The sequence below is a fragment of the Peptoniphilus gorbachii genome (assembly GCF_016908115.1).
In the GTDB taxonomy this organism is placed as follows: Bacteria; Bacillota; Clostridia; order Tissierellales; family Peptoniphilaceae; genus Peptoniphilus_A; species Peptoniphilus_A gorbachii.
Genome location: NZ_JAFBDH010000002.1, coordinates 157,381 through 179,426 on the forward strand (window position 1 = coordinate 157,381; position 22,046 = coordinate 179,426).

The window sequence follows — 22,046 nt, forward strand, 5'->3', positions numbered from 1 at the left end:
ATTTATGGACACGTTTTTTAATATTTTTCATTTTTAGGCAAAGAAAAAACAGTAAATCTAATTTTTGATTTACTGTTTCTCAAATTGCTACATTCCATTAAATAAACATGAAGTTTCTTCAATATTTTATTTTAATTATGACTCTTAATGAATTCTTCCACATTCTCTTGCCTTATATCAATAAAATCATCCTTGTTTTCATTATATACTAATCTGATATACATTGGGGTTTCCTTTTTATCTCCCCCTCCTATAATGAGATGATATTCATTATTTATTTCATATGCCAAAATATATAATCCTGATCCGACCTCTTTGCCCTCATATTTTTCAAAATCATCCCACGATAAATCATTGCCTTTCTGAGAAAGCTCAATAACTTTTTCAATAGATAGTATATTCTCGTCCTCCTTTTTAGAATAACATCCTGCTACTGAAAGGATAATTGAAAATATCAAAATCATTAAAACAATTTTTTTCATTATCTTCACTTCCATAATTTGAAAATTTGCACATTTACTCTTCTACTATTCCTTGTTTCCAAAATCCGAAATATCCATTACTGGGTATCCATATTTTTCTAGCATTTTTGCAAATACACCTTTACCTTCTATTAGTTGATTTTGAAATTTACCATCATAAATTGTTTTCACTCCACAACTTGGACTTCTAGACTGTAAAATAATCAGTTTGGGATTTTCTGAGATAACCCTCTCAAGTGCTAGTTTTGCTCCTTTAATAAATTCTTCATGAACACACTCGCCATCCTTATTTATCACAACTCCATTTGCAATTTCAGCAGGCAAACGCGGAGTAGAAAGCCCACCTAAAATCTCAGGACATATGGAAACATATTTTTTATCCTTTAACCAATCGATTAAATTTTGATTGGCATTATTTTTACCATTATATTTGCAATTAATACCAATTAAACATGCACTAACTACAATTTTATCTCCTGCATTAATTTCACTTATCAATTGTGTATACATCCACTCTCCCTACAATATAACAATTCCTATTACTATTACTGTTTTCCAATATTGTATCATATCCCCCCAATTTTACAAGTCTAACTCATTTTTCTTTACCTGTGTTAGTTCTCTGTTTTCTTGTTGTAATTTCTCTATACAGTTCTTAACCTTTTCTGCCTGTTCAACTTCTTCTCGTATCTCTATTATTTGATTGTATAGGTTCTTCTTCTCTTTCTTCAAAGTGGCAAGTTCTGATTTCCATTTACTGATGGCTAAGGTTTTACTTTCTCCTAAATACTCTTTCAGATGTTTCTTGGCACTTTCAAATAAAATGAGTTCTGCCGTATGCTCGTTATAAAAATCTTCCTGTTTGCTTTTCTTTAATTTTGTATAGACTTTATAAGTGTCTTTATACTTCAAATATTTTTCTGATTGGTCTATGAGTTGTGTTTTTTCATCAATCTTCTTTTCGGTATCTTTTAAAGCTCTTGTAGTCTTATAATTCTTATCTCGTAAATCGGTAATGCTCTCTTTTAATTGATTGATACTTGTAATGTTTTTCTCTTTGAGTAGCTGATAACTTTCAATATATTTTTCCAAGTCTGCATTATTCTTATCTGCGTTTTTACGGATAAGATTTTCGAAGATTGACAACAGATTTTCTTTAGGTGGGAGGGTGGACTTTGTATTTTCATTTTCTGCTTTTTCTTCTTTTCCTATCCCTCTTATCCAATTTAACAAAGCTTTTATTCTTCTTGAGATTTCTCTTAAAATTGCATTTTGATGTTTGATTTCTCTGTTGATATTTCCTCTGTCTGTAGCTATTCCTTTCTTCTCCATTTGGGTTGCTGACACTCCTAAATGAATGGTCGGTATTTGTTCTATGCCTTGTCTTTGATAAGAACGATGATCCACTTTGTCATGTATGCTGTTTTCTTCAAGATATTTGTTTGTAATGTCTGCCCATGCTTTTCGCCACTCTTCCGCTTTGTCTTGCTCGTTCCAGTCTGTTGTATTTATTTTTCTTGTTTTGTAATTACCATTTTTGAGTTTTACCTTTTCTCCGTTTTCATCAAGGATATATTCTTTTTTTGATTTTGCTCCCCATGTTTTATCTTCGTCTAATGGTCGCATGGTTAGTAGGATATGACAATGTGGGTTTCCGTCATTTTTATCATGTAGGGCAATATCTGCACACATACCGACTTTTACAAAATTTTCTTTTACATATTCTCGTACAAGATTTATTTGTTTTTCTCGGTCTAATTCTTTGGGTAAGGCTACTTCAATTTCTCTTGCAAGCTGTGAGTTTTTATTCTTTTCTACTTTCTCGACACTGTTCCATAATGTTTCTCTATCTGAAAATTCCTGTGGTGCATTTTGCGGTAAAAGAATTTCTGTATGAGCTATTCCGCCTTTTCTTGTAAAGTCATGGACGATACCGTCATATTCGTTTTTTATCTTTTCGCCACTTCGATAGGCGGAAGCTGCTACTACACTTTTGCCTTTGCCTCTTGAAATAATCTTTATACAAAGATGATATATCGCCATAAAAGAAAACCTCCTTTCCATTTTTCGGTATGGTTGTGGTGGCGATAGATAAGACTTCCTAAAAAAATCGGATGGCTTTTTATCCGATTTCTTCCCCGAAGTACACAAGGGGTAGGAAATTTATTTCCGTAGGGGAATGTAGTTCCCCTGTATCAGCGTTAGCTGATATGCTTATCTAGCAAGAGCCTTCGGAGAACGCACACACCTGTTAAGGTGTATATGTGCGCCCTTGTAAACAAGGGACTATTCCTCTATGTCCGTTTCTTCCTCTTGGGTTTCGGTGTTTTGATTTTCCGTTTCTTCTCTGCTTTCAATGATTTTTTTAATTTTGATATTGGCTTCTTCTTTACGAATTAGAGATGTGATTAGCTGATAAAATTCATCTTTAGTTAGATTTTTACTTTCTGTAAAGATACTTTCAAAGACTGCTCCTTTTTCATATATCCTTTTATCTCTCTTTTTTCTTTCTTCCTGTTTCTGTTGACTGATGAGCTTTTTTCTTTTGTTTTGTAATTGCTTGATTTCTTCATCTGCCATTAAGATTTTTTCTTCTATGTTTTTCATTTTTTCGTTTCCTCTCTTTCTAATTTTGAGCAAAGAAAAAACAGTAAACCTTTTTTGATTTACTGTTTCTGTGTTAGTTTTTATTAAGTTATTAGTTAGTTGTTTTTCTTAAAAATTACAACTCCGAAAAATGGACAAATAGCTACAGTTTTTACTAATCCCATATTTGCTTTTTCTGACCAATGTTCCAACTCTTTCAAAGAGTAAAACCAATTATCATTGGGACTGTTTTCTCTCATATCTTCAACTGTGTAAACTTCATTTTCTTTAAGGTATGGTTCTATATAATTTTTATATATTTCTTCAGGGGTGGTTTCTTTTAATAAAAATCTATATACCTTATTAAATAATTCTGTATCATTTTCTGCGTCAAATAAAAGCATGGTATCGCACAAATAAAAATAACCATCCGTTGTAAGTATCTTTGAAATATTTTCTAACGACTTTTCTTTATAATCCCATGGCACTTGATGGAATGCTAACATACTAATAACTTTATTAACGCTTTGATTACAATTTAATTCTTCAAAACTTCCTTGAATGTATTTCACATTTCCATTACTACGATTTATAGCTTCCTGTAAATTATCTGCATTTGGCTCAATACCTATAACTTCATCTGAAAAATTACTACAAACCTTTGAAAAATTTCCCCAGCCACAACCTATATCCATTACCTTATCGCTTTTTTTCAATTCAGCTAATTTAAGCATAAGATTAACTAATTCATCTTTACTTTCATAGGTCTGTCTTCCATCAGGACTAATAAGTTTGTTGATGTATTTATCTAATAATGCTGTCCAATTTTCAGCCATAACTTACCTCCCATTTATATTGTGTAAATTACTAAATATTATAGCATTTTTTAGGCATTTTTTCTACTGCCAGATTTCTCACTTACTCGCTACTATTTATCCTTTGAGTGTATTACCTTAAACAGTTTATCTTGAAAAGTTTCTTTGCTCTTTTTATCAAAATATATCTCTGTTACAAAGGTCTTTCCATTTATCTTTTTTGTTAGAATACCATCAGGCTTTTGGGGTTGTTCTGCCTGTATTTCTTTAATATCTGTTTTCTCATTTTCTGCCATTTAGTTTCTCCTTTCGACTTGCACAAAAAAAGATTTCCTGTGATTAGGAAACCTCTTTTTTTATTGGTTGATATTTAGTTTTAGGTTGTTGCTTGTAGTTTCTTTTTTGCTCTGTATTCTCTTGCTTTTAATTTTTCATACTCTCGGCACTTTTCAAGATTTTTGGCTCGGTATTCTTTGTAATATGCCCTACGATATGCTCTGGTTTTTTCTTTCTTTGCTTCTTCTATTTCTTCCCTCATCTGTAGCATTTCTTCTTTTGTCGGCTCTATCTGTTTTGTAAGTTCATTTTCAAATTTTCCAATATAGTTAAAATAAACCTCTATTCGCTGAACTACATATTTTGCTCTTTTTACATCTCTTTCATGCACTACGATTTTACTTATAAACTCATTGATAATGGTAGGGGTAAGTTCTTCAAAGTTGGAATAGCTCTCTGCAAGTCTGATAAATTTCTTTGCTCTTTGGCTTGCATTTTCGCATTCGGATAAGCGTTCTTTGATTTCTTCTTTTTCTGCTTTTAAGGTGTAGTATTCTTCTGCATACTTTCTTGATAACTGTTCATAGCGTTCTGTATCCATATTTCCAAGTGCATTATCTTCATAGAGCTTATTCATCACTCTTTCTATCTGCTCCATTCGATCTGTGATTTGTGGCATACTCTTTTGATTTTTCTTTACTTCTTCGGTCTGCTCTTTATACAGACTTTCTTTTACAAGTTTCTCAAATTCTGCTTTGTTTTCCAAAGAATACTGTGCTATCTTTCGCAAGACTTCTGCGATATTTTCCATAACCTCATCAACATCAATGCGGTGTGGGGAGTTGCATTTGGGGTGCTTTGCTTTCCCTTTGGCATATTCACTGCAATAGGTTACATGCTGTACTCTTCCATTTTTGTGTATGGTGCGAATGTGCATTTTTGTTCCGCAATCTTTACAGTACATCAAGCCTGAAAGTGCGTGAATTTCTCCATCTCCGTTTGGTCTTTTTACAGGTGCATTTTTTAACATACGCTCTACATTTTCAAAGGTAGTTCTATCTATTATTGGCTCATGCACATTTTCTGTTATTTGCCATTTGCTTTTATCTACATAATGGTTTCTCTTATCTCTGTAATGCTTTTCGGTCTTAAAATTGACTACATCACCACAATACTCTTGTCTTTTCAGTATGCGTGTTAGAGTTGCTTTGTTCCAGTTATATCTGTTTTCTTCATTTAGTGGTTTGTTTTTTGCTGTTCCTCTGTTTTGCTGTTTCATATAAAAGGTTGGAGTTAGTATTTCTTTTTCTTTCAGGTAAACAGCTATCTGATTTCTGTTTTTCCCCTCCATAAATAGCCTAAAAATGAGTTTTACAACTTCGGCAGCTTCTTTATCGACGATCCAATAATCTTTGTTCTCAGGGTCTTTTATATAGCCGTATGGGGCTTCTGTTGCGACAGGCTTTCCGTCTGCTCCTTTGGTCTTAATTCCTGTCTTTACTTTCTTGCTGATGTCTCTTGCATACCACTCTGACATGATGTTGATAAAGGGAGCAAATTCCAATGTATTTTGGTCTATGCTATCTATACCGTTGTTGATGGCGATAAAGCGTACATTGTTTCTTCGAAATATCTCCATAGCGTTTCCGACTTGAAGATAATCTCTTCCCCATCTTGTCATATCTTTCATGATGACAATACCGATTTTGCCTTGTTCTACATCGTTTATCATCTGTGTATAGGCTGAACGGTCAAAGAACCTACCGCTTTCGTCATCATCGATATAGTGGCGAATGTTTATCAGCTTTTTATCTCTTGCATACCTTTCTAAAAAGGCTTTTTGATTTACAATACTATTACTCTCGCCACCGTCTCTATCTTCATCACCAACTGAAAGGCGGGAGTATAGTGCTGTAATTTTATTGTGATATTCTATCATGGCATTATCCTCCTTTTCTCGTGTCTATATATCACTCCTGTTCAGTTAATATTATGCAACCCATCTTGCAGATCCATATTCCTTACCTTGCCTATATTTCTTTTTGTTTTTACCTTTGCTATAAACAATTAGCTTAACAAGACAAGCAACTGAAATACCTACTAACAAGTCCCTTGGATTAAGGCTTGGTATATAAGATAAAGTTCCTATATCAGAAATTCCCACCATTATTTTATCAATAATATCTCCTCCTACATAAGAATTGATGTGCTTAGAAAAGATATTTCCAATGTAGAAGAATGATAGATAGGGAATGTTTGATAATATAAATTTCTTTGGGTTGTCTATTTTAATTAGGTTTTTAATATCAGAAAGAATGGCTTCTAATATCTTATTCATCGTAGAAACCTTCACTATCTAATAAAATTAGTAGGTAGTGTCTTCCCTTTGGTGTTATTAATGTTTGTATTCCTACAAGTGTACCTAGTGGATCAATCCATTCTTTTACTTCAAAATATCCCTTGTTCTTATCTGCATAAGGTAAGAGTTTCTTTTTCTTATCTCTGTAAATTAATCCCTTATCCATTAGAAAACTTATAAATTGATTTTGTGGTATTCCTAACTCTTTGGCAGTATTTCTAAAGTTTGTAAGTAGGTTATAATCTACTAATTTGTCATAATAATCTGCCTTTGGTCTTAATTCTTCAATTTCTTCTTCTCTTTCAGCAATAATTCTATTGGCTACAAGAATTGCATCTGCAAGTAGATCTTCATTAGTTTTCTTTTCTTGCCCTACTATATATCCTCCGTTTTTTCTAATACTTGGTAAGACTTCTCTAGTTACCCAAGCTTTGAATATTTTTGCTTGTGGTAGTTTTGATGAGAGGATAAGTGAATACAATCCTGATTCGTTAATTATTGAAATATTCTGTATTCCTCTAGGGGTGTTCCATTTCGTTACACCCTTATCTTCTTCGTCTACATGGTCATAAATAGCTTTTCTGGGATTGACATATCCTAGCATAGTTGCTACTTCATTTGCTATAAAGAAAAACTCACCATCTTTTTCAATAACAGTGAGTTTCCCAAAATTCTTATTTTCAAATGTTTTTAGATTACTTATCATAAGCTTTGCTCCTTATGTTTATTTTTAACTTTATCTTTACTAATGGTGTCCTTAGCCATATCTTTAAACTTATTTATAGTCTTCGTTATTGAATCTTTTCTATCGGCCTTTTTTTCAGAAGCCTTAACTGCTTTTTTAAAGGCGTGTTCCATTACTTTTATATCCTTAGATTGAAAAAACACAGAGTGGTTACCAGTTTCCTTATCTTTCATAACAGAAAACTTCACTCCGTGTTTGTTTAAAATTTTCTTTAATTCTTTTAACTCAGGATCTTTTAGATTAATTTCTTCTAACTGTCCCTTTTTAACCATATCTTTTAGTTTTACTTCTTCTCCATTATTTTTTATTACATTTTTCAAGCCTCCTTGATCTTCTATTTGCTTGTGAACTTTCTTTAAGGCATCAAGAATTGCTTTACTTGTTGCTTTTGCAAGCCTTACTTCAAGGTTAAGACTCGACCTAGATACTTCTTCATTAATCATCTATTCCACCTCCATATAAAAGTAACTCTTTGTATTTTCTTAACTTCTCTTGATGGATTTTTCTTCTAAAATCTTCTCCCGTAACTTTAACTGGTATTGTCATTTCAAGTATTCTTGAATATATCCTCTGATACTCAAGTTCAATATTAGGATTTTGAATAATTTCCAATGATAAGTTTGTAGTAAAAATTGTCGGCCTACCTTTTAAGTATCTTGAGTTTATAATGTTATATACTTGTTCTCTTGCATAAGATGTATCCCTTTCAATTCCAAGATCATCTAAAATTAACAACGGAATGTTTGATAGGTTATCTATAATTTCATTTGAATCTAGCTTAAATGCTGATTTTTGTATTTGATTTATAACCTGAGATAAATTCATAATCTTAACTTTAACTTGTTCTCTTTCAATTAATTCATTTGCAATAGAACAAGCAAGATAAGTCTTTCCACTGCCAACATCTCCATGAAATAAAAGTCCAACATTGTCTTCCTTCATTTGTTCAAAACTTTTAGCATAATTGTAAGCAACCTTGTAAGCTTGACCTTTTTCATTTAAGAATCTCTCAAAATTATATTGGTGTTGGAGTGGCGATGAGAAACAATCTCTTTTTAGCGATGATATTTTCATTAGTCTTTCTCTTTCTTCATTTTCCTTATCTCTTTTTATTTCACATTCACATTTAATTCTGGGAATAAACTTTGTAAAGCCAAGGTCAAGTAATTCTCCATCGACTCTTTTATCACATACCTTACAATAAATATGTCCATTTCTTTCAATATCATTTTCTCTTAATACAAAATCTTTTAAGTTCTTCATAAACTCTCTCCTATATCGTAATTCATTTTCCTTGTTGTATTATCATTAATGTTTTTTGCCTGATCATTAAGATACCAATTGATTATCGTTGCCTTGTAATCTTGATACACTCTGTTATTTGCTTTCATATATGACGACAACCTATCAATGTAGTCACTAATTCTACTTCCTAACTCATTTGTTAAGTCCTTGTATTCTTCATCAGTCAAAAATATGTTTTTATATATTCCATAAGGCTTTTGTCCCTTACTAAAATCATTCTTTCTTAACTCATTATTACTAATATTGTTATAGTTACCTTCCGATTTTCGGAAATCTTGAAGTCTGTTATTAGGAGTTCTTGAATTCCGATTATCGGAAGTCTGGACTTCTGCTTTTCGGAAATCTGGATTTCTATTATTTGAATCGGAGAAAACACTCATAAAATCTTTAACATATATCCTATTTGGTTTTCCAAGTCCTTGTCTTTTCTTTTCTATCAATCCAATTCCTGATTTTATATCAAGCTCATTTATAATCTTTAAGGCTTTATCATTAGCACAGTTAAATTGCTCTTTAATAGCATCCATTGTGTAGTAAATAAAGACTTTTCCATCTTCATCTATCCAGCCATTTTTATATGAAAGACCCATTCGATTAAGCATATATGAATACAAAACTTTAGCTTCAATAGAAATGCTCTCAAAAATCTCATCTTCCATTAATACCATAGGTAACCTAATGAAGTTATACATCTCAGATTGCCTATTATAAAAATAATCAAAATTCATCCTTACCTCCTTATATAATGTATTTAGGTTGTTAAAGGTAACCTATAACCCTTTATCGACTAAGTATTATTCAGTTTTACTGTATAATATTGTTATTAGATAGAGTGTACTCGTCCCCTCCTTGAGATTTAATCTCGTACTTGAAAGAGTGAGTCCTCTAATCTTTTAACTGTTTACGTATAAGTTAGATGTTGACTGATTTTCAGTACTTCGTATCTCCCATAAGGCAGTAACGTTATTAGATTTAGAAGGTTCTATCTAAAATACTTTTTATGAGGTTTCAAATGTTTTATTTAGGTATCGATATTGGTAAAAATACTCATGTTGCTTCATTAGTTGATGACAAGAAAAAAGTTATCTTTAAGGCTTTTTCTTTTTCAAATTCCATTGATGGTGCTGAAAGTTTAATCCTTAAACTAGAAGCTTTCAAAAATGAACTTGAAGTTGGTATGGAAGCTACAGGTCATTATTGGTTATCTCTATACTCATATCTTGTTGAAAAAAACTTTACTGTTCGTGTTATCAACCCTATCCAAACTGACGGTTGGCGACAAGGTATTGAGATTAGAAATAGAAAAACTGATATTATTGATTCTCTTTTAATAGCTGATCTTCTTAGATATGGAGATTTCGTTGAGACTTCACTTTCTAATGAAGATTATTTGTCTTTGAGGAATCTTTCCAGATTTAGGTCCTACCTTATTTCTTCTATTGGCGATCTTAAAAGAAAAACTATTGCGCTTTTAGATCAAGTTTTCCCTGAATATGCCTCTTCTTTTAGTAATATTTTTGGGAAGACTTCTAAGGAAATTCTTTCAAATTTCTCTACTCCTTCTGATTTTGAGGATATTAATTCTGATGATTTGAATACTTTTCTTGAATCTGTTACTAGGAAAAACTATGCTTCTAAGAAGATTGATGAGCTTTCTAAAAAGGCTTCTTCTTTTGGTATTAATTTCTGTCTGGACTCATTTAGTCTTCAAATCAAAATGCTTATTGAGCAAATTTCTTTTATTCAAAATCAGGTTTCTGATGTTGAGAATGAAATTGAGGTTTTACTTGAAAAACTTAATTCTCCAATTACTACTATTCCAGGTATTGGTTCTGTTAATGCTGCTACTATATTAGGTGAGATTGGTGATATTAAAAGATTTTCTAATCCTTCAAAACTTGTCGCTTATGCTGGTTTGGATGCTAGCGTTTCTCAGTCTGGAGAATATGAATCTACTTACAATCATATGAGTAAAAGAGGTTCTCCTTACTTAAGGCGTGCTCTTTTTCAATCCGCTCTTAGAGCTGAATTTTGTGACCCTGTTTTTTCTGATTATTATCAGAAGAAAATCAGTGAAGGCAAGCATCATTTAGTTGCTACAAACGCTGTTGCTAGAAAGCTTTGTCATACTATTTTTGCTGTCCTTACTAAGAATGAACCTTATCAAGTGCAGAGTTAGTTTTTGCTTAACTGTTTACAAATTTTTGATAAAGGTTCTGTAAATGGCGAGCTTTGCTCGGGCGGAGCCTTTATCATTTACAGGTTCTTTTGAAAAAATTACTATTTAAAAGGCAAAAACTTTACTTACCCTATTTTTAATCTTAAACTTTAGGGTGCTTTTTCATGCTTATTTTTATTCAGTTTTTATCAATATCATTACTTATATTTTCTTTGTTTCACCTCTTGACTTTTAATAGTTAGTCTTTCTGTGAAATAAAAAAAGACGACAGAATATTGCTTTCTATCGTCTACGATTGTCTAATATTTATTTTTCTTTAAATTGATTTTATTGTATAGTTTAATAATTCTAATAATCCAATAACATATATACCTAATTTAGGTAATCCAAATGGACTAAATAAAAATGCTAATATTAGTGCTTCAATTACAATTTGCTTGTCTCCTTGAAATATGCTAGCTAATCCAATTATAAAAATTAAAGTAGAAACTACGCTTAACAACGCAGTACTCAAACTTAATATGAAGGTTAAAAAAGCTATGAGCAAACTCAACACTAATCTTATCGGTAATAAAATTATTCTAATTATCCATCTCATACATACCCCTAAAAATTAAACTGGGATTCATAACAAATCCCAGTTTCATAATTAGCGTGTCCTTTAATATAATTTTGATCCTGCTGGAATATTATCATCCAACATTATTAAGTTAAGTTTTTCCTCTCCATCGTACTCACAAATTGCAGATATAATCATACCTTCTGAGTCGATTCCCATCATCTTACGTGGAGGAAGATTACAAATCGCAAGTAGTGTCTTTCCAATTAAGCTCTCTGCACTGTAATATTCCTTAATACCAGATAAAATAACTCTTTCTTTTTCAGAACCATCATCTAATGTAAATTTCAATAGCTTTTTTGACTTTGGAACTTCTTCGCAGTTCTTAACTTTTACAACTCTAAAATCAGATTTTGAGAATGTATCAAAATCAACCATATCTTCAAATAATGGCTCTACTTTTACTTTTGAAAAGTCGATTTTTTCTGTCGTAAGTTTGTCGTAAGTTTCGTAAGTTTCTTTTGACAAATCCCCATTTTCTGCCTTTTCTAAGCCTATTGGCTTCATTGTTGGGAATAAAAGTACATCTCTAATAGATGGTTGGTCTGTTAAAAGTACAATCATTCTGTCAACACCAATTCCTAGTCCTCCTGTTGGTGGAAGTCCTACTTCAATTGCATTTATAAAGTCTGAATCCATTGGGTGAGCTTCATCGTCGCCTGCTTCTTTTTCAGCAACTTGTGCTTCAAATCTTTCTCTTTGATCGATTGGATCGTTAAGTTCAGAGAAGGCATTGGCAAATTCCCAAGTGTTTATAAAGGCTTCAAATCTTTGTGTAAGTCTTGGGTCCTTTGGATTTCTCTTTGCAAGTGGAGAAACTTCTACAGGATGGCCAATTACAAAAGTTGGTTCAACAAGGTGTTCTTCGCAGAATTCTTCAAACATTTCTGAAAGAATTTTGCCCCAAGTGTCGTGATCTGAAATTTCTAGTCCCTTTTCTCTTGCAATTTCTCTTGCCTTTTCATCTGTGTCGATTTCGTTAAAGTCTACATCAGCGTATTTTTTAACTGCATCTATCATTGTGATTCTCTTCCAAGGTGCTTTTAGTGAAATTTCTGTGCCTTGATAATTTATTGTGTCAGTTCCAAGAACTTCAAGTGCTACATATTCGAATAAGTTTTCAGTTATTCTCATCATTTCTTCGTAGTCTACATAGGCTTGGTAAAGTTCAATATTTGTAAATTCTGGATTGTGTTTAGGGTCCATTCCTTCGTTTCTAAACATCTTGCCCATTTCGTAAACTTTTTCAAAGCCACCTACGATTAATCTCTTTAAGAAAAGTTCGTTGGCAATTCTAAGTTGCATGTCAATGTCAAGAGTGTTGTGATGAGTGTAGAAAGGTCTTGCATTTGCTCCACCTGCTACTGTGCCAAGGATTGGTGTTTCAACTTCCAAAAATCCTAAGTTATCTAAAAATTCTCTGATTATTTTGATGATTTTATTTCTCTTTATAAATACATCTTTTACTTCTGGATTTACGATTAAATCAACATATCTTTGTCTATATCTAAGGTCTGGGTCCTTTAGTCCGTGGAATTTTTCTGGAAGAATTTGAAGTGATTTTGAAAGTAGAGTCAAGTCAGTGGCACGAACTGTGATTTCGCCTGCTTCTGTTTTAAATACAAGGCCCTTTACTCCAATGATGTCTCCAATGTCAAGTCCCTTTACTTCTTCGTATTTATCTTCAAGGACATCTTTTCTTGCGAAAACTTGGATAGTTCCCAATGCATCTCTCACATCTAGGAAACAAATTTTGCCGTGGCGTCTCTTGCTCATTACACGACCAGCAATAGAAACTTCTCTTTCTTCATCTTCCTTAAATTCTTCTTTAATGTCCTTTGAACGAGCAGTTACCTCGTAAGATTCATTGACAAAGGGATCTTTTCCTTCATTTCTTAACTCGTCAAGCTTTTGTCTCTTTAACAAAAGCATTTCATTTAGATTTGCATCTTCTGTCTTTTTCACAAATTGCCTCCTAAATAGTTATTCCACAAATTTCATACTTGATTATTCCATCTGGAACTTCAACTTCAACTACATCACCAATGCGATTGCCAAGAAGTTTTGAGCCAACTGGTGATTCGTTAGAAATTTTTCCTTCAAGAGGATCTGCTTCTGCTGAACCAACAATTGTATATTCGTCTTCTTCCATAGTGTCTAGTTCTCTAACTTTTACAGAAGAACCAATATTAACTACATCTGTATTTAAATCTTTTTCATCAATTATCTTTGCATTACGAACCATCATTTCAAGTTTTGCGATTCTCTCTTCAACTTGTGCTTGTTCGTTTTTAGCTTCATCATATTCAGAGTTTTCAGAAAGGTCGCCATATCCTAGTGCAACTTTAATTCTTTCAGAAACTTCCTTTCTTCTAACAGTTTTTAAATACTCAATTTCATTTTCGATTTTTTCTAGACCTTCCGGTGTAAAAAATATATCTTTTTCCAAAATTCTCTCTCCTCAATATATAAAAAATAAGGCGTCAGCCGCCCTTTAACAAAAACCTTTTAATCTAGGCTATTATAGTTGAAAGTTCTCTAAATGTCAAGATTTTAAAGTATTTCAATGCTTTTTTTAATAATTTTTTCAAAAAAGAAAACCCTGCAACTTTCACCACAGAGTTTTAAAATTTATTTTAGTCTAAAGTTTCAATATAAGATCTAATAAGATTTATTATCTCATCCTTGTCCTTTAGTGTGTTTAATTTATTCCTAACTTCCTTGGAGTCCTTCATTCCCTTAAAATAATTTGCATAAACTTTTCTCATTTCAAGGATGCCAAGTTTTTCTCCCCTATAAGATATTTTTCTTTCAAGTTCATCTATCATAAGTAGAAGTTTTTCTCTATCACTTGGTTTATAATAGTCTCCAGTTTTGATTAGCTCTTCAATTTGATTAAAGATATAGGGGTTTCCTACTGCTCCCCGACCTATTGCTATGCCGTCAACATTTGAATAGTTTATTTTTTCTAGGGCATCTTCTGGACTCTCGATGTCGCCATTTCCAATTACGGGAATTTTTACATTTTCTTTAACTTCTTTTATAAAATCCCAGTCTGCCTTACCTGTGTAATATTCTTCTCTAGTCCTTCCATGAACTGTTACAAAACTTGCTCCTGCTGCCTCAATATTTTTTATGGCTTTCATAGAAGAAATTCCCTTTATTCCCTTTCTAACTTTTACAGAAACGGGCTTTTTTGAATTTTCTACAACAGCTTTTACAATGTCATATACAAGTGATGGGTCGCTTAAAAGATAGGAACCAGAATTATTTTTTACAATTTTTGGTGCAGGGCAACCCATATTAATGTCGATATAGGAAAAGTCATAATCATTTAAAATGCTTGCAGCTTCTCCCATAATTTTTGCGTCAGAGCCAAAAATTTGCACAGAAACTTTTTTCTCCTTGGGAGAAATTTCTAAAAGGTCCAGGGTTTTTTTATTTTCATAGACAAGTGCCATGGCTGAAACCATTTCTGTCACAGTTATATCTGCTCCCTTTTCACTTGCAACTTCTCTAAAGGCTATGTCGGTGTAGCCTGCCATTGGTGCTAAAATTTTTAACAAAAAATCACTCTCAATCTATATTGTTGTTTTTTTCAAATATAATTTTAAGTCCTTCAAGAGTTAAGAATTTATTTATTATAAAATTATATTTTGAATCGCTAGTAAGCATTGTGGAGAAACCACCAGTGGAAATTATATTTGTGTCTTCTTCCTTCCAATTTAACTCTTTTAAAAGTTTTGCCACAATTCCATCAATCATTTCTGTGTAACCATAGTAGAGTCCAGATTGCATTGCCCCAACTGTGTTAGATTGAATAACTTTATCTGGCGCAATAATTTCAATTTTTGGAAGTTTTGAAGTCATCATAAAAAGTGCTTCAGCAGAAATTCCTATGCCTGGCATAATTAAACCACCAAGATAATTTTTTTCCTTGTCAACTACACAAAAAGTCATTGCCGTTCCTATGTCTACTATAATGGATTTTTTTCCATAAATTTCTAGTGCCCCAACAGCATTTACAAGTCTATCGGCACCAACTTCCTTTGGATTATCGTATTTTATATTAAGTCCCAAGTCTAAATCTGCACTTACTATCATTGGATTTTTATTAAAATATTTTCTAATCATAGAAGGAAGTGTGTGCATAAGGTTTGGCACAACGGAAGAAATTATTACATTTTCAATATCTTGTGGATCAATGTTGGCATGAGTTAGTGTATTTATAAAAATAAGACCGTACTCATCTGATGTTCTAGTCTTCACAGTGGAAGTCCTAAAATCATTTACAAGTTCATCCCCCTTATAAACACCCCAAGTTATGGAAGTATTGCCTACATCTATTACTAATAACATTATTACACCTCATTTAACAAATTGTTTTCATTATATATTTTATAATCTTCACTTTCAACTAATTATTTACCCAAATTTTAAAATTAGTCCTTTAAAATTATTTCTTTGTAAATATTTTTCGCAATTATTTTTTGTTAACCTCATTGACAATATAGTAAACATTGTGTACTATATTTATCGGAGGTTAATGATGAAAATTAAAACAAGAGACATAACAAAAATTGCACTTTTAGTTGCACTTATTGCAGTAGGTGCCTTTATATCTATACCAATTGGACCTGTTCCCTTCACTTTGCAAAACTTTTTTGTATTTATGACAGGACTTTTACTTACACCCTTTTATGCGGGACTTACAGTTTTTATATATGTATTATTGGGCTTAATTGGTATTCCAATTTTCGCAGGTTTTACAGGAGGTTATCAATCTTTTTTAAAACCAAGTTTTGGATTTTTAATTGCCTTTATAATAGGAGCAGCCTTTATATCTAAATTTGCCCATGGTGAAAAAAACTTTGGCAAAATTATGGTTGTTTTAGTTTTAGCAGAAGTTATTTTCTACGCAATAGGTCTTCCCTATATGTATGTAATTTTAAATAATGTAATGGGCACTTCCATGGACGTGGCAAAAGTCTTTTCTATTGGCATGATACCTTTTATCATACCTGACATGGCAAAGGCAGTAGTTGCAGCAATAATTGCTCCAAGAATTTTAAAAGCTTTGAATAACTAGCTTTTAAAGATTAAATAGTTTATAAATAATAGAATAATTTATGAAAAAGTCTCGCCATAGTGCGGGATTTTTTCATATCTCATTATAGTTATATGATAAAAATTCTGTTATAATATCAAGATAGGAGGTTATTATGAAGGATTCCAAAAATAATAAAGCTCGTGGAATGATAAAACTTTCAAGCCTAATAAAAATACTAATACTTATAGTTCTTGCAGCAATAATTATTTTAGGTTCAATGGTTACTGCTATTGTGCTTGGTATTTTTAAAAAAGCTCCTGTAATTGATCCATCGGAATACAGAACACAACTTTCTGAAACTTCTAGGATCTATACAGATGATGGAAAGCTTATAGAGACTTTAGTTTCTGATCAGTTTAGTGAATTTGTTCCCTACGAGGATATACCAAAAGATTTAAAAAATGCCATTGTGGCAATAGAAGATGAAAGATTTTTCGAACACAGCGGTGTTGACTATAGAAGAGTTGCAGGTGCTCTAGTCCATGACATAAAGACAAAATCTTTTGATCAAGGTGCATCGACTATTACTATGCAGCTTGCAAAAAACTTATACACATCTTTTTCCAAGAGTGTAGTTAGAAAAATTACAGACATCTACTATTCCTACCAAATAGAAGAAAAACTTACAAAAGAGCAGATACTTGAAGCTTACTTAAACTCTGCAGGATTTTCTAAGGGTACAGTTGGTGTTCAAGCTGCTGCAAAAACTTTTTTCAATAAAAATGTATCTGAACTTGACCTTGCTGAATGTGCACTATTAGCTGGTGTAACAAACTTGCCAGAAAAGTACACTCCTTATAATACACAAGAGATAAGTGAAGATGATGACCTTGGAAACATTGAAATAGTTTTACTTCCAAAAAGTGAAGGTTCAGAAGAAAATTCTGATAAAATTATTGAAATTGCAGAAAATTTAAATGAACTTGGACAAATTGATAACTTTGAACTTATTCAAATAAAAAATAATTTAGTGGTTCCTGTAAAGGCTGTCTTTAATGAAACTTCACAAGTTAGACAAAAATTAGTCCTAAAGAGAATGCTTGATCAAAATCTCATTACTAAAGAAGATTATGAAAATGCATTAAATGAAAAAATCGACATAAACATAGGATCTCGTAAAGAAAGTGGAATTTCATCTTTCTACACAGATGTTGTGCAAAAAAATACAATTAAAATTTTGATGAACTCTGGCTATTCAGAGGAAGAAGCTACAAATAAATTATTTAATGGCGGACTAAAAATTTATACTCCAATGGATATTGATATGCAAAGGACGCTAGAACAAGTTGTATCAAATCCAAAATATTATTATGGAGGCTTCACTGATAAAAATGGAATAATTCAACCACAAGTTGCATCAGTTATTATTGATCAAAAAACTCACCAAGTTAAGGCCCTTGTTGGCGGTAGAAATGTAAGTGGTGGTAGACTTTTAAATAGGGCTTTAGTTCCAAGACAACCTGGATCTTCCATTAAACCAATTTCTGTTTATTTAACTGCCTTTAATAATGGTGCAACTGCAGGAGATGTATATCTCGATACAAAGATGCCAGAAAAATTATTTGGTCACTCACCTAAAAATGCAGGCAACTATTACCAAGGTTGGACTACAATAAGAAATCTTCTTCGCCAATCTTCAAATGTTGGTGCCTATCAAGTTGCAAGAGATATTTCTGCAGATAAAGATGCAAAGGCAAATAAAAATTCAACTTATTCAAAGGCTTATAATGACGAAGAGTCAATTAATAAAATGATTGAAACTTTAAAATCAATTGGCGTAAGCACAATTGTAGATAAAAAGGATAATCCTACTTGGAATGATATGGATTATGCACCTCTTACTCTTGGCGGTATGAGTTATGGAATTAGTCCCTTTGAAATGGCTGGAGCTTTTACAAGTATTGCTAATGAAGGAAGATATGCTAACCCTTATGTAATTTCAAAAATTGAATCTAACACTGGCGAAATTATTTATCAAGTTGATCCTAAAGAAGAAGAGATTACAACTCCTCAAAATGCTTACATTTTAACAGATATGTTAAGAGATGTTGTAAGACGAGGAACTGGTCGAAATGCTTCCTTCCCAGGTCAAGATGTTGCTGGTAAAACTGGTACAACAACTGATAAGAAAGATGTTTGGTTTGTTGGTTACACTCCATATTACACTTGCTCAGTTTGGATTGGAAATGACAAACATCAAAAGCTAGCTTTTGGTTCAACTCAATCTGCTTATCTTTGGAAACAAATAATGAAAGCAGTTCACGAAGATTTAGATAAAAAAGAATTTGAAGAACCTGATGGCATTTACACAAAATATGTAAATGGAAGAAGGGAACTTTTCGTTGACGGTACTAAGCCACATTATTTAAATAAACTTGGCTGGTATAGAGCTTATGAAAAAAAGAAAAAAGAAAGTAAAAATGATAAGAATAATAATAACAACAATAACAATGACAACAAGAAAAAATCATCTGATAATAACGGAAGAAAAAAATCTCATTCAAAATCAATTTTAAATAATGAAAATGAAGAATAAAAAAACTGGACTAAGATCCAGTTTTTTTTTATGTTTTTATGGTTTTTGAAATTTTTAAAATTTACAAAAAATTATATAAATATAATATCAAAGGCAATGTCAAAATACATAAAATTGTAGACTGCATTACGATTTTTGTTGCAAAAGCTGGATCAACATCGTACTTAGCAGAAAATATTCCAGTAATTGCTGCCACTGGCATGGCAAATAAAATTACAATTATTTTTTCAACAAGAGAATCAATGTTAAAAGGCATTATATAAAAAATGGCAATTAAAATTATAGGAAATATTATAAGTCTATAAAAACTCATTAGATAAGTTATTTTTTCTAAGAAAATATCCTTTAAATCCATTTCTCCAAGCATTAAGCCTATTATAATCATGGAAAATAAGCCTGTGGCACCACCAACAATTTCTAACACTCTATAAATAAAATCTGGTATTTTTATTCCTGTAAATAAAATAATAAGTCCAATCAAAGTAGCAATATTGGCATTGTTAAAGAAGTCTCTGACATTAAGTTTTCCCTCTCTTGTAGAATTTTTCTTTATTAAACCTATTCCCATTGTGTAAGTAAAATAATTTGAAACCATATTAACTATGGATGCAATATATAAACCCTCTTTGCCAAACATTGCAAATATCAAGGGAAAGCCTAAAAATCCCAAGTTAGTAAAAATCCCTCCAACCATAATTTGTGATCTATTTGGTTCTTGGACTTTATAGAATTTTAAAAGAAAATAAATTAAAAAATAAGAAAAAACAAAAAGTGCATTTGTAATTATAAAGGCATCTCTTGCTTGAATTAATTTTTCCTCAGTAAATTCCACAGCCATTGATGTAATTATAAGGCAGGGTGTTGTTACATCTGTAAGCAAATAGGACATATCCTTTTGCAACTTGTGACTAACTTTATTATTTTTTCTCACAAAAAAAGCCATCATTATTATGATTAAAAAAATTAACAGATTTTTAAATAATATTAATGTTTCCATATTCCTCCTAATATAAGTTAAAAAAAAATTAAGCCTCTTTTTGCAGAGGCTTAAACTCTTAGCTTAAATTTTAAATTTCATCATCACTTGATTTTTTTTCATCTAAATCCTTTGATTTTTCACTTTCTTTTTTATTTATAATCTCACGAGCTTCTTCAGAAAGATCAGTAACTTTTATTGAATCTTCAATGTCTAAGGATTCTTCTTCCAATTTTTCTCCCTTAAAAATTCTTTCGAAATCTTGGGCATAAATTGTTTCTTTTTCTAAAAGTGCATCGGAAAGTGCTAAAAGTTTATCTAAGTTGTCGCTTAAAAGTTCTTTACACTTTGAGTAACCTTCATTTATTATTCTTGAAACTTCTTCGTCTATTTCTGCAGCAGTTCTTTCAGAATAATCCTTTGATCTGCCAAGATCACGACCAATAAAGACTTCATTTTCAGATGAATCATAATTTATTGTGCCAAGTCTGTCGCTCATTCCATATTGAGTAACCATGGCACGAGCAATTTTTGTAGCTCTTTCTATGTCATTAGATGCTCCAGTTGAAATATCATCAAGAACTAGGGACTCTGCAACTCTACCTCCAAGAAGAGATACTATTGATGCTTCCATTTTTTTCTTTGTCATAAAGGATACATCATCTTCAGGAAGATAAGCTGTAAAACCGCCAGCCATTCCCCTTGGAATAATTGTTATCATGTGCACTGGATCTTCTTCTGGAAGAAGTCTTGACACTATGGCATGACCAGATTCATGAACTGCAGTTAACTTTCTTTCTTTTTCTGAAACTACACGAGATTTTTTTGCTGGACCTGCTTGCACTTTAATTGATGCTTCATCAACATCCTCCATAGAAATTTCATCGTCATTTCTTCTTGCAGCAAGTAGTGCAGATTCATTCATTAAATTTTCAAGATCTGCTGGAGTAAAGCCAGGAGTTCTCTTGGCAATTACTTCTAAATCAACATCGCTGGCAAGTTTTTTGCCTCTTGCGTGAATTTCAAGTATTGCCTTTCTAGCACGAACATCAGGTTTTCCAACATAAACAGTTCTGTCAAATCTTCCTGGTCTTAATATTGCAGGATCAAGTATGTCTGCTCTATTTGTTGCAGCCATAACTATTACACCTTCGTTAGTGCCAAAGCCATCCATTTCAACTAAAAGTTGGTTAAGAGTTTGTTCTCTTTCGTCATGACCGCCACCAAGGCCTGCCCCTCTTCTTCTACCAACAGCGTCAATTTCGTCAATAAAAATTATACATGGTGCATTTTTCTTTGCAGTTTCAAATAAATCTCTTACTCTTGAAGCACCAACACCGACAAACATTTCTACAAAGTCAGATCCACTCATGATAAAGAAGGGAACACCTGCTTCTCCTGCAACGGCTTTAGATAAATAGGTTTTACCAGTTCCTGGAGGACCTACTAAGAGAACTCCCTTAGGTATTCTTGCTCCCATATTAATAAATTTCTTAGGATTTTTTAAGAAATCAACAATTTCTCCAAGCTCTTCTTTTTCTTCTTCAAGACCAGCAACATCTTTAAACTTAACTAAATTTTTTGAATCTTCTTTATTTATAAGTTTTGCCTTGCTCTTGCCAAAGGAATTCATTTTTCCTCCGCCACCACCGGCTTGTTGCATCATTTTATACCAGAAGAAAATTAATACTCCCAACATCAATAGAGTTGGAATCCATTCAACAAGAAAAGAAGATTGCTTAGTAGGTGTTGATAGGACATTTATCTCACCAGAATCAGATTTTTCTTTTAAATAATCATTATAAAAAGTATCAGAAGCTTCCTTAGGAATTATAGTTCTAAAACTATCATCGTTTTTTAATTTAACGCTGGCAATTGAATCAACGCCATTTTGTAAAGTTATACTTTTAACATTGCCCTTATCAAGTTCTGTAACAAATTCAGTAAAACTTTTTTCATCCACTGTACTTGCAGGTGGGCTGAAAAATTTTATTGTAAGCACTAATACAACAATTAGTACAATATAAAATCCGACTCCTCCATATTTTTTATTCAATA

General features: G+C 32.1%; 21 protein-coding genes and 1 pseudogene. 3 read left to right on the forward strand and 19 right to left on the reverse strand.

The features are described 5' to 3' along the window. Positions 1-131 precede the first annotated feature (131 nt). The 12 genes and pseudogenes from JOD41_RS02895 to JOD41_RS02950 all read right to left on the reverse strand — a co-directional run bounded on the left by JOD41_RS02895 (position 132) and on the right by JOD41_RS02950 (position 9,296). Positions 132-482 carry a hypothetical protein gene (locus JOD41_RS02895; protein ID WP_205051497.1) on the reverse strand — a complete coding sequence of 117 codons (351 nt, stop codon included), beginning with the start codon at positions 480-482 and terminating at the stop codon, positions 132-134. Positions 483-527: 45 nt separating this feature from the next. Continuing rightward, positions 528-992 carry a 2-thiouracil desulfurase family protein gene (locus JOD41_RS02900; RefSeq protein ID WP_205051498.1) on the reverse strand — a complete coding sequence of 155 codons (465 nt, stop codon included), beginning with the start codon at positions 990-992 and terminating at the stop codon, positions 528-530. Between the two features lie 72 nt (positions 993-1,064). Continuing rightward, positions 1,065-2,525, reverse strand: coding sequence for a MobQ family relaxase (gene mobQ, locus JOD41_RS02905; RefSeq protein ID WP_205051499.1), 1,461 nt, complete (start codon positions 2,523-2,525; stop codon positions 1,065-1,067). 243 nt (positions 2,526-2,768) lie between these two features. Next, positions 2,769-3,089 carry a DUF3847 domain-containing protein gene (locus tag JOD41_RS02910; RefSeq protein ID WP_205051500.1) on the reverse strand — a complete coding sequence of 107 codons (321 nt, stop codon included), beginning with the start codon at positions 3,087-3,089 and terminating at the stop codon, positions 2,769-2,771. Positions 3,090-3,184: 95 nt separating this feature from the next. Beyond that, complete coding sequence (locus JOD41_RS02915; protein WP_205051501.1) at positions 3,185-3,904, reverse strand: class I SAM-dependent methyltransferase; 720 nt, start codon at positions 3,902-3,904, stop codon at positions 3,185-3,187. A gap of 92 nt (positions 3,905-3,996) precedes the next feature. After that, positions 3,997-4,179 carry a transposon-encoded TnpW family protein gene (locus JOD41_RS02920; protein ID WP_205051502.1) on the reverse strand — a complete coding sequence of 61 codons (183 nt, stop codon included), beginning with the start codon at positions 4,177-4,179 and terminating at the stop codon, positions 3,997-3,999. An 80-nt stretch (positions 4,180-4,259) separates the two neighbouring features. Then, on the reverse strand, positions 4,260-6,098 hold the full coding sequence (locus JOD41_RS02925) for a recombinase family protein (RefSeq protein ID WP_205051503.1): 1,839 nt from the start codon (positions 6,096-6,098) through the stop codon (positions 4,260-4,262). Between the two features lie 60 nt (positions 6,099-6,158). Beyond that, a pseudogene (locus JOD41_RS02930) lies at positions 6,159-6,497 on the reverse strand (VirD4-like conjugal transfer protein, CD1115 family); the annotation flags it as partial. Further along, positions 6,490-7,224 (reverse strand): BRO family protein, encoded by a 735-nt coding sequence (locus tag JOD41_RS02935; RefSeq protein WP_205051504.1) that lies wholly within the window; start codon positions 7,222-7,224, stop codon positions 6,490-6,492. The gene JOD41_RS02935 and the pseudogene JOD41_RS02930, both read right to left, overlap by 8 nt. Beyond that, complete coding sequence (locus tag JOD41_RS02940) at positions 7,221-7,706, reverse strand: PcfB family protein (RefSeq protein ID WP_000606597.1); 486 nt, start codon at positions 7,704-7,706, stop codon at positions 7,221-7,223. Before JOD41_RS02940 ends, JOD41_RS02935 begins: the two co-directional genes overlap by 4 nt. Beyond that, a complete protein-coding gene (locus JOD41_RS02945; RefSeq protein WP_000793094.1) occupies positions 7,699-8,526 on the reverse strand; it encodes an ATP-binding protein in 828 nt (275 codons plus the stop codon). The genes JOD41_RS02940 and JOD41_RS02945 overlap by 8 nt, the downstream gene beginning before the upstream one ends. Beyond that, entirely contained in the window at positions 8,523-9,296 is a 774-nt protein-coding gene (locus tag JOD41_RS02950) for a replication initiator protein A (RefSeq protein WP_001008418.1), read from the reverse strand. Before JOD41_RS02950 ends, JOD41_RS02945 begins: the two co-directional genes overlap by 4 nt. Before the next feature lie 284 nt (positions 9,297-9,580). Here JOD41_RS02950 and JOD41_RS02955 point away from each other — a divergent pair, with 284 nt between their 5' ends. Further along, positions 9,581-10,747, forward strand: a complete 1,167-nt coding sequence (locus tag JOD41_RS02955) for an IS110 family RNA-guided transposase (protein ID WP_205051505.1) — start codon at positions 9,581-9,583, stop codon at positions 10,745-10,747. Between the two features lie 316 nt (positions 10,748-11,063). Here JOD41_RS02955 and JOD41_RS02960 read toward each other — a convergent pair whose 3' ends face one another. The 5 genes from JOD41_RS02960 to JOD41_RS02980 all read right to left on the reverse strand — a co-directional run bounded on the left by JOD41_RS02960 (position 11,064) and on the right by JOD41_RS02980 (position 15,725). Then, on the reverse strand, positions 11,064-11,345 hold the full coding sequence (locus tag JOD41_RS02960; protein ID WP_039880650.1) for a CD1845 family protein: 282 nt from the start codon (positions 11,343-11,345) through the stop codon (positions 11,064-11,066). Positions 11,346-11,408: 63 nt separating this feature from the next. Next, the gene (gene lysS / locus JOD41_RS02965) at positions 11,409-13,298 is read right to left on the reverse strand and encodes a lysine--tRNA ligase (RefSeq protein WP_205051581.1); all 1,890 of its coding nucleotides are present in this window, start codon (positions 13,296-13,298) and stop codon (positions 11,409-11,411) included. 43 nt (positions 13,299-13,341) lie between these two features. After that, positions 13,342-13,815, reverse strand: a complete 474-nt coding sequence (gene greA, locus JOD41_RS02970) for a transcription elongation factor GreA (RefSeq protein WP_156702949.1) — start codon at positions 13,813-13,815, stop codon at positions 13,342-13,344. Positions 13,816-14,002: 187 nt separating this feature from the next. After that, complete coding sequence (gene dusB / locus JOD41_RS02975) at positions 14,003-14,932, reverse strand: tRNA dihydrouridine synthase DusB (RefSeq protein ID WP_205051506.1); 930 nt, start codon at positions 14,930-14,932, stop codon at positions 14,003-14,005. 10 nt (positions 14,933-14,942) lie between these two features. Beyond that, a complete protein-coding gene (locus JOD41_RS02980) occupies positions 14,943-15,725 on the reverse strand; it encodes a type III pantothenate kinase (RefSeq protein WP_205051507.1) in 783 nt (260 codons plus the stop codon). Between the two features lie 190 nt (positions 15,726-15,915). Here JOD41_RS02980 and JOD41_RS02985 point away from each other — a divergent pair, with 190 nt between their 5' ends. Next, positions 15,916-16,455, forward strand: coding sequence for a biotin transporter BioY (locus JOD41_RS02985; protein ID WP_205051582.1), 540 nt, complete (start codon positions 15,916-15,918; stop codon positions 16,453-16,455). Positions 16,456-16,588: 133 nt separating this feature from the next. Further along, positions 16,589-19,012, forward strand: a complete 2,424-nt coding sequence (locus JOD41_RS02990) for a transglycosylase domain-containing protein (protein WP_205051508.1) — start codon at positions 16,589-16,591, stop codon at positions 19,010-19,012. Positions 19,013-19,073: 61 nt separating this feature from the next. Here JOD41_RS02990 and JOD41_RS02995 read toward each other — a convergent pair whose 3' ends face one another. After that, the gene (locus tag JOD41_RS02995; RefSeq protein WP_205051509.1) at positions 19,074-20,009 is read right to left on the reverse strand and encodes an AEC family transporter; all 936 of its coding nucleotides are present in this window, start codon (positions 20,007-20,009) and stop codon (positions 19,074-19,076) included. Between the two features lie 70 nt (positions 20,010-20,079). Further along, positions 20,080-22,044 (reverse strand): ATP-dependent zinc metalloprotease FtsH, encoded by a 1,965-nt coding sequence (gene ftsH, locus JOD41_RS03000; protein WP_239540935.1) that lies wholly within the window; start codon positions 22,042-22,044, stop codon positions 20,080-20,082. Positions 22,045-22,046 lie beyond the last annotated feature (2 nt).

Coding starts and splice junctions, on each gene's coding strand:
- JOD41_RS02895 (WP_205051497.1), bottom strand. CDS start 482: ATGAAAAAAATTGTTTTAATGATTTTGATATTTTCAATTATCCTTTCA.
- JOD41_RS02900 (WP_205051498.1), bottom strand. CDS start 992: ATGTATACACAATTGATAAGTGAAATTAATGCAGGAGATAAAATTGTA.
- mobQ (WP_205051499.1), bottom strand. CDS start 2,525: ATGGCGATATATCATCTTTGTATAAAGATTATTTCAAGAGGCAAAGGC.
- JOD41_RS02910 (WP_205051500.1), bottom strand. CDS start 3,089: ATGAAAAACATAGAAGAAAAAATCTTAATGGCAGATGAAGAAATCAAG.
- JOD41_RS02915 (WP_205051501.1), bottom strand. CDS start 3,904: ATGGCTGAAAATTGGACAGCATTATTAGATAAATACATCAACAAACTT.
- JOD41_RS02920 (WP_205051502.1), bottom strand. CDS start 4,179: ATGGCAGAAAATGAGAAAACAGATATTAAAGAAATACAGGCAGAACAA.
- JOD41_RS02925 (WP_205051503.1), bottom strand. CDS start 6,098: ATGATAGAATATCACAATAAAATTACAGCACTATACTCCCGCCTTTCA.
- JOD41_RS02935 (WP_205051504.1), bottom strand. CDS start 7,224: ATGATAAGTAATCTAAAAACATTTGAAAATAAGAATTTTGGGAAACTC.
- JOD41_RS02940 (WP_000606597.1), bottom strand. CDS start 7,706: ATGATTAATGAAGAAGTATCTAGGTCGAGTCTTAACCTTGAAGTAAGG.
- JOD41_RS02945 (WP_000793094.1), bottom strand. CDS start 8,526: ATGAAGAACTTAAAAGATTTTGTATTAAGAGAAAATGATATTGAAAGA.
- JOD41_RS02950 (WP_001008418.1), bottom strand. CDS start 9,296: ATGAATTTTGATTATTTTTATAATAGGCAATCTGAGATGTATAACTTC.
- JOD41_RS02955 (WP_205051505.1), top strand. CDS start 9,581: ATGTTTTATTTAGGTATCGATATTGGTAAAAATACTCATGTTGCTTCA.
- JOD41_RS02960 (WP_039880650.1), bottom strand. CDS start 11,345: ATGAGATGGATAATTAGAATAATTTTATTACCGATAAGATTAGTGTTG.
- lysS (WP_205051581.1), bottom strand. CDS start 13,298: ATGCTTTTGTTAAAGAGACAAAAGCTTGACGAGTTAAGAAATGAAGGA.
- JOD41_RS02980 (WP_205051507.1), bottom strand. CDS start 15,725: ATGTTATTAGTAATAGATGTAGGCAATACTTCCATAACTTGGGGTGTT.
- JOD41_RS02985 (WP_205051582.1), top strand. CDS start 15,916: ATGAAAATTAAAACAAGAGACATAACAAAAATTGCACTTTTAGTTGCA.
- JOD41_RS02990 (WP_205051508.1), top strand. CDS start 16,589: ATGAAGGATTCCAAAAATAATAAAGCTCGTGGAATGATAAAACTTTCA.
- JOD41_RS02995 (WP_205051509.1), bottom strand. CDS start 20,009: ATGGAAACATTAATATTATTTAAAAATCTGTTAATTTTTTTAATCATA.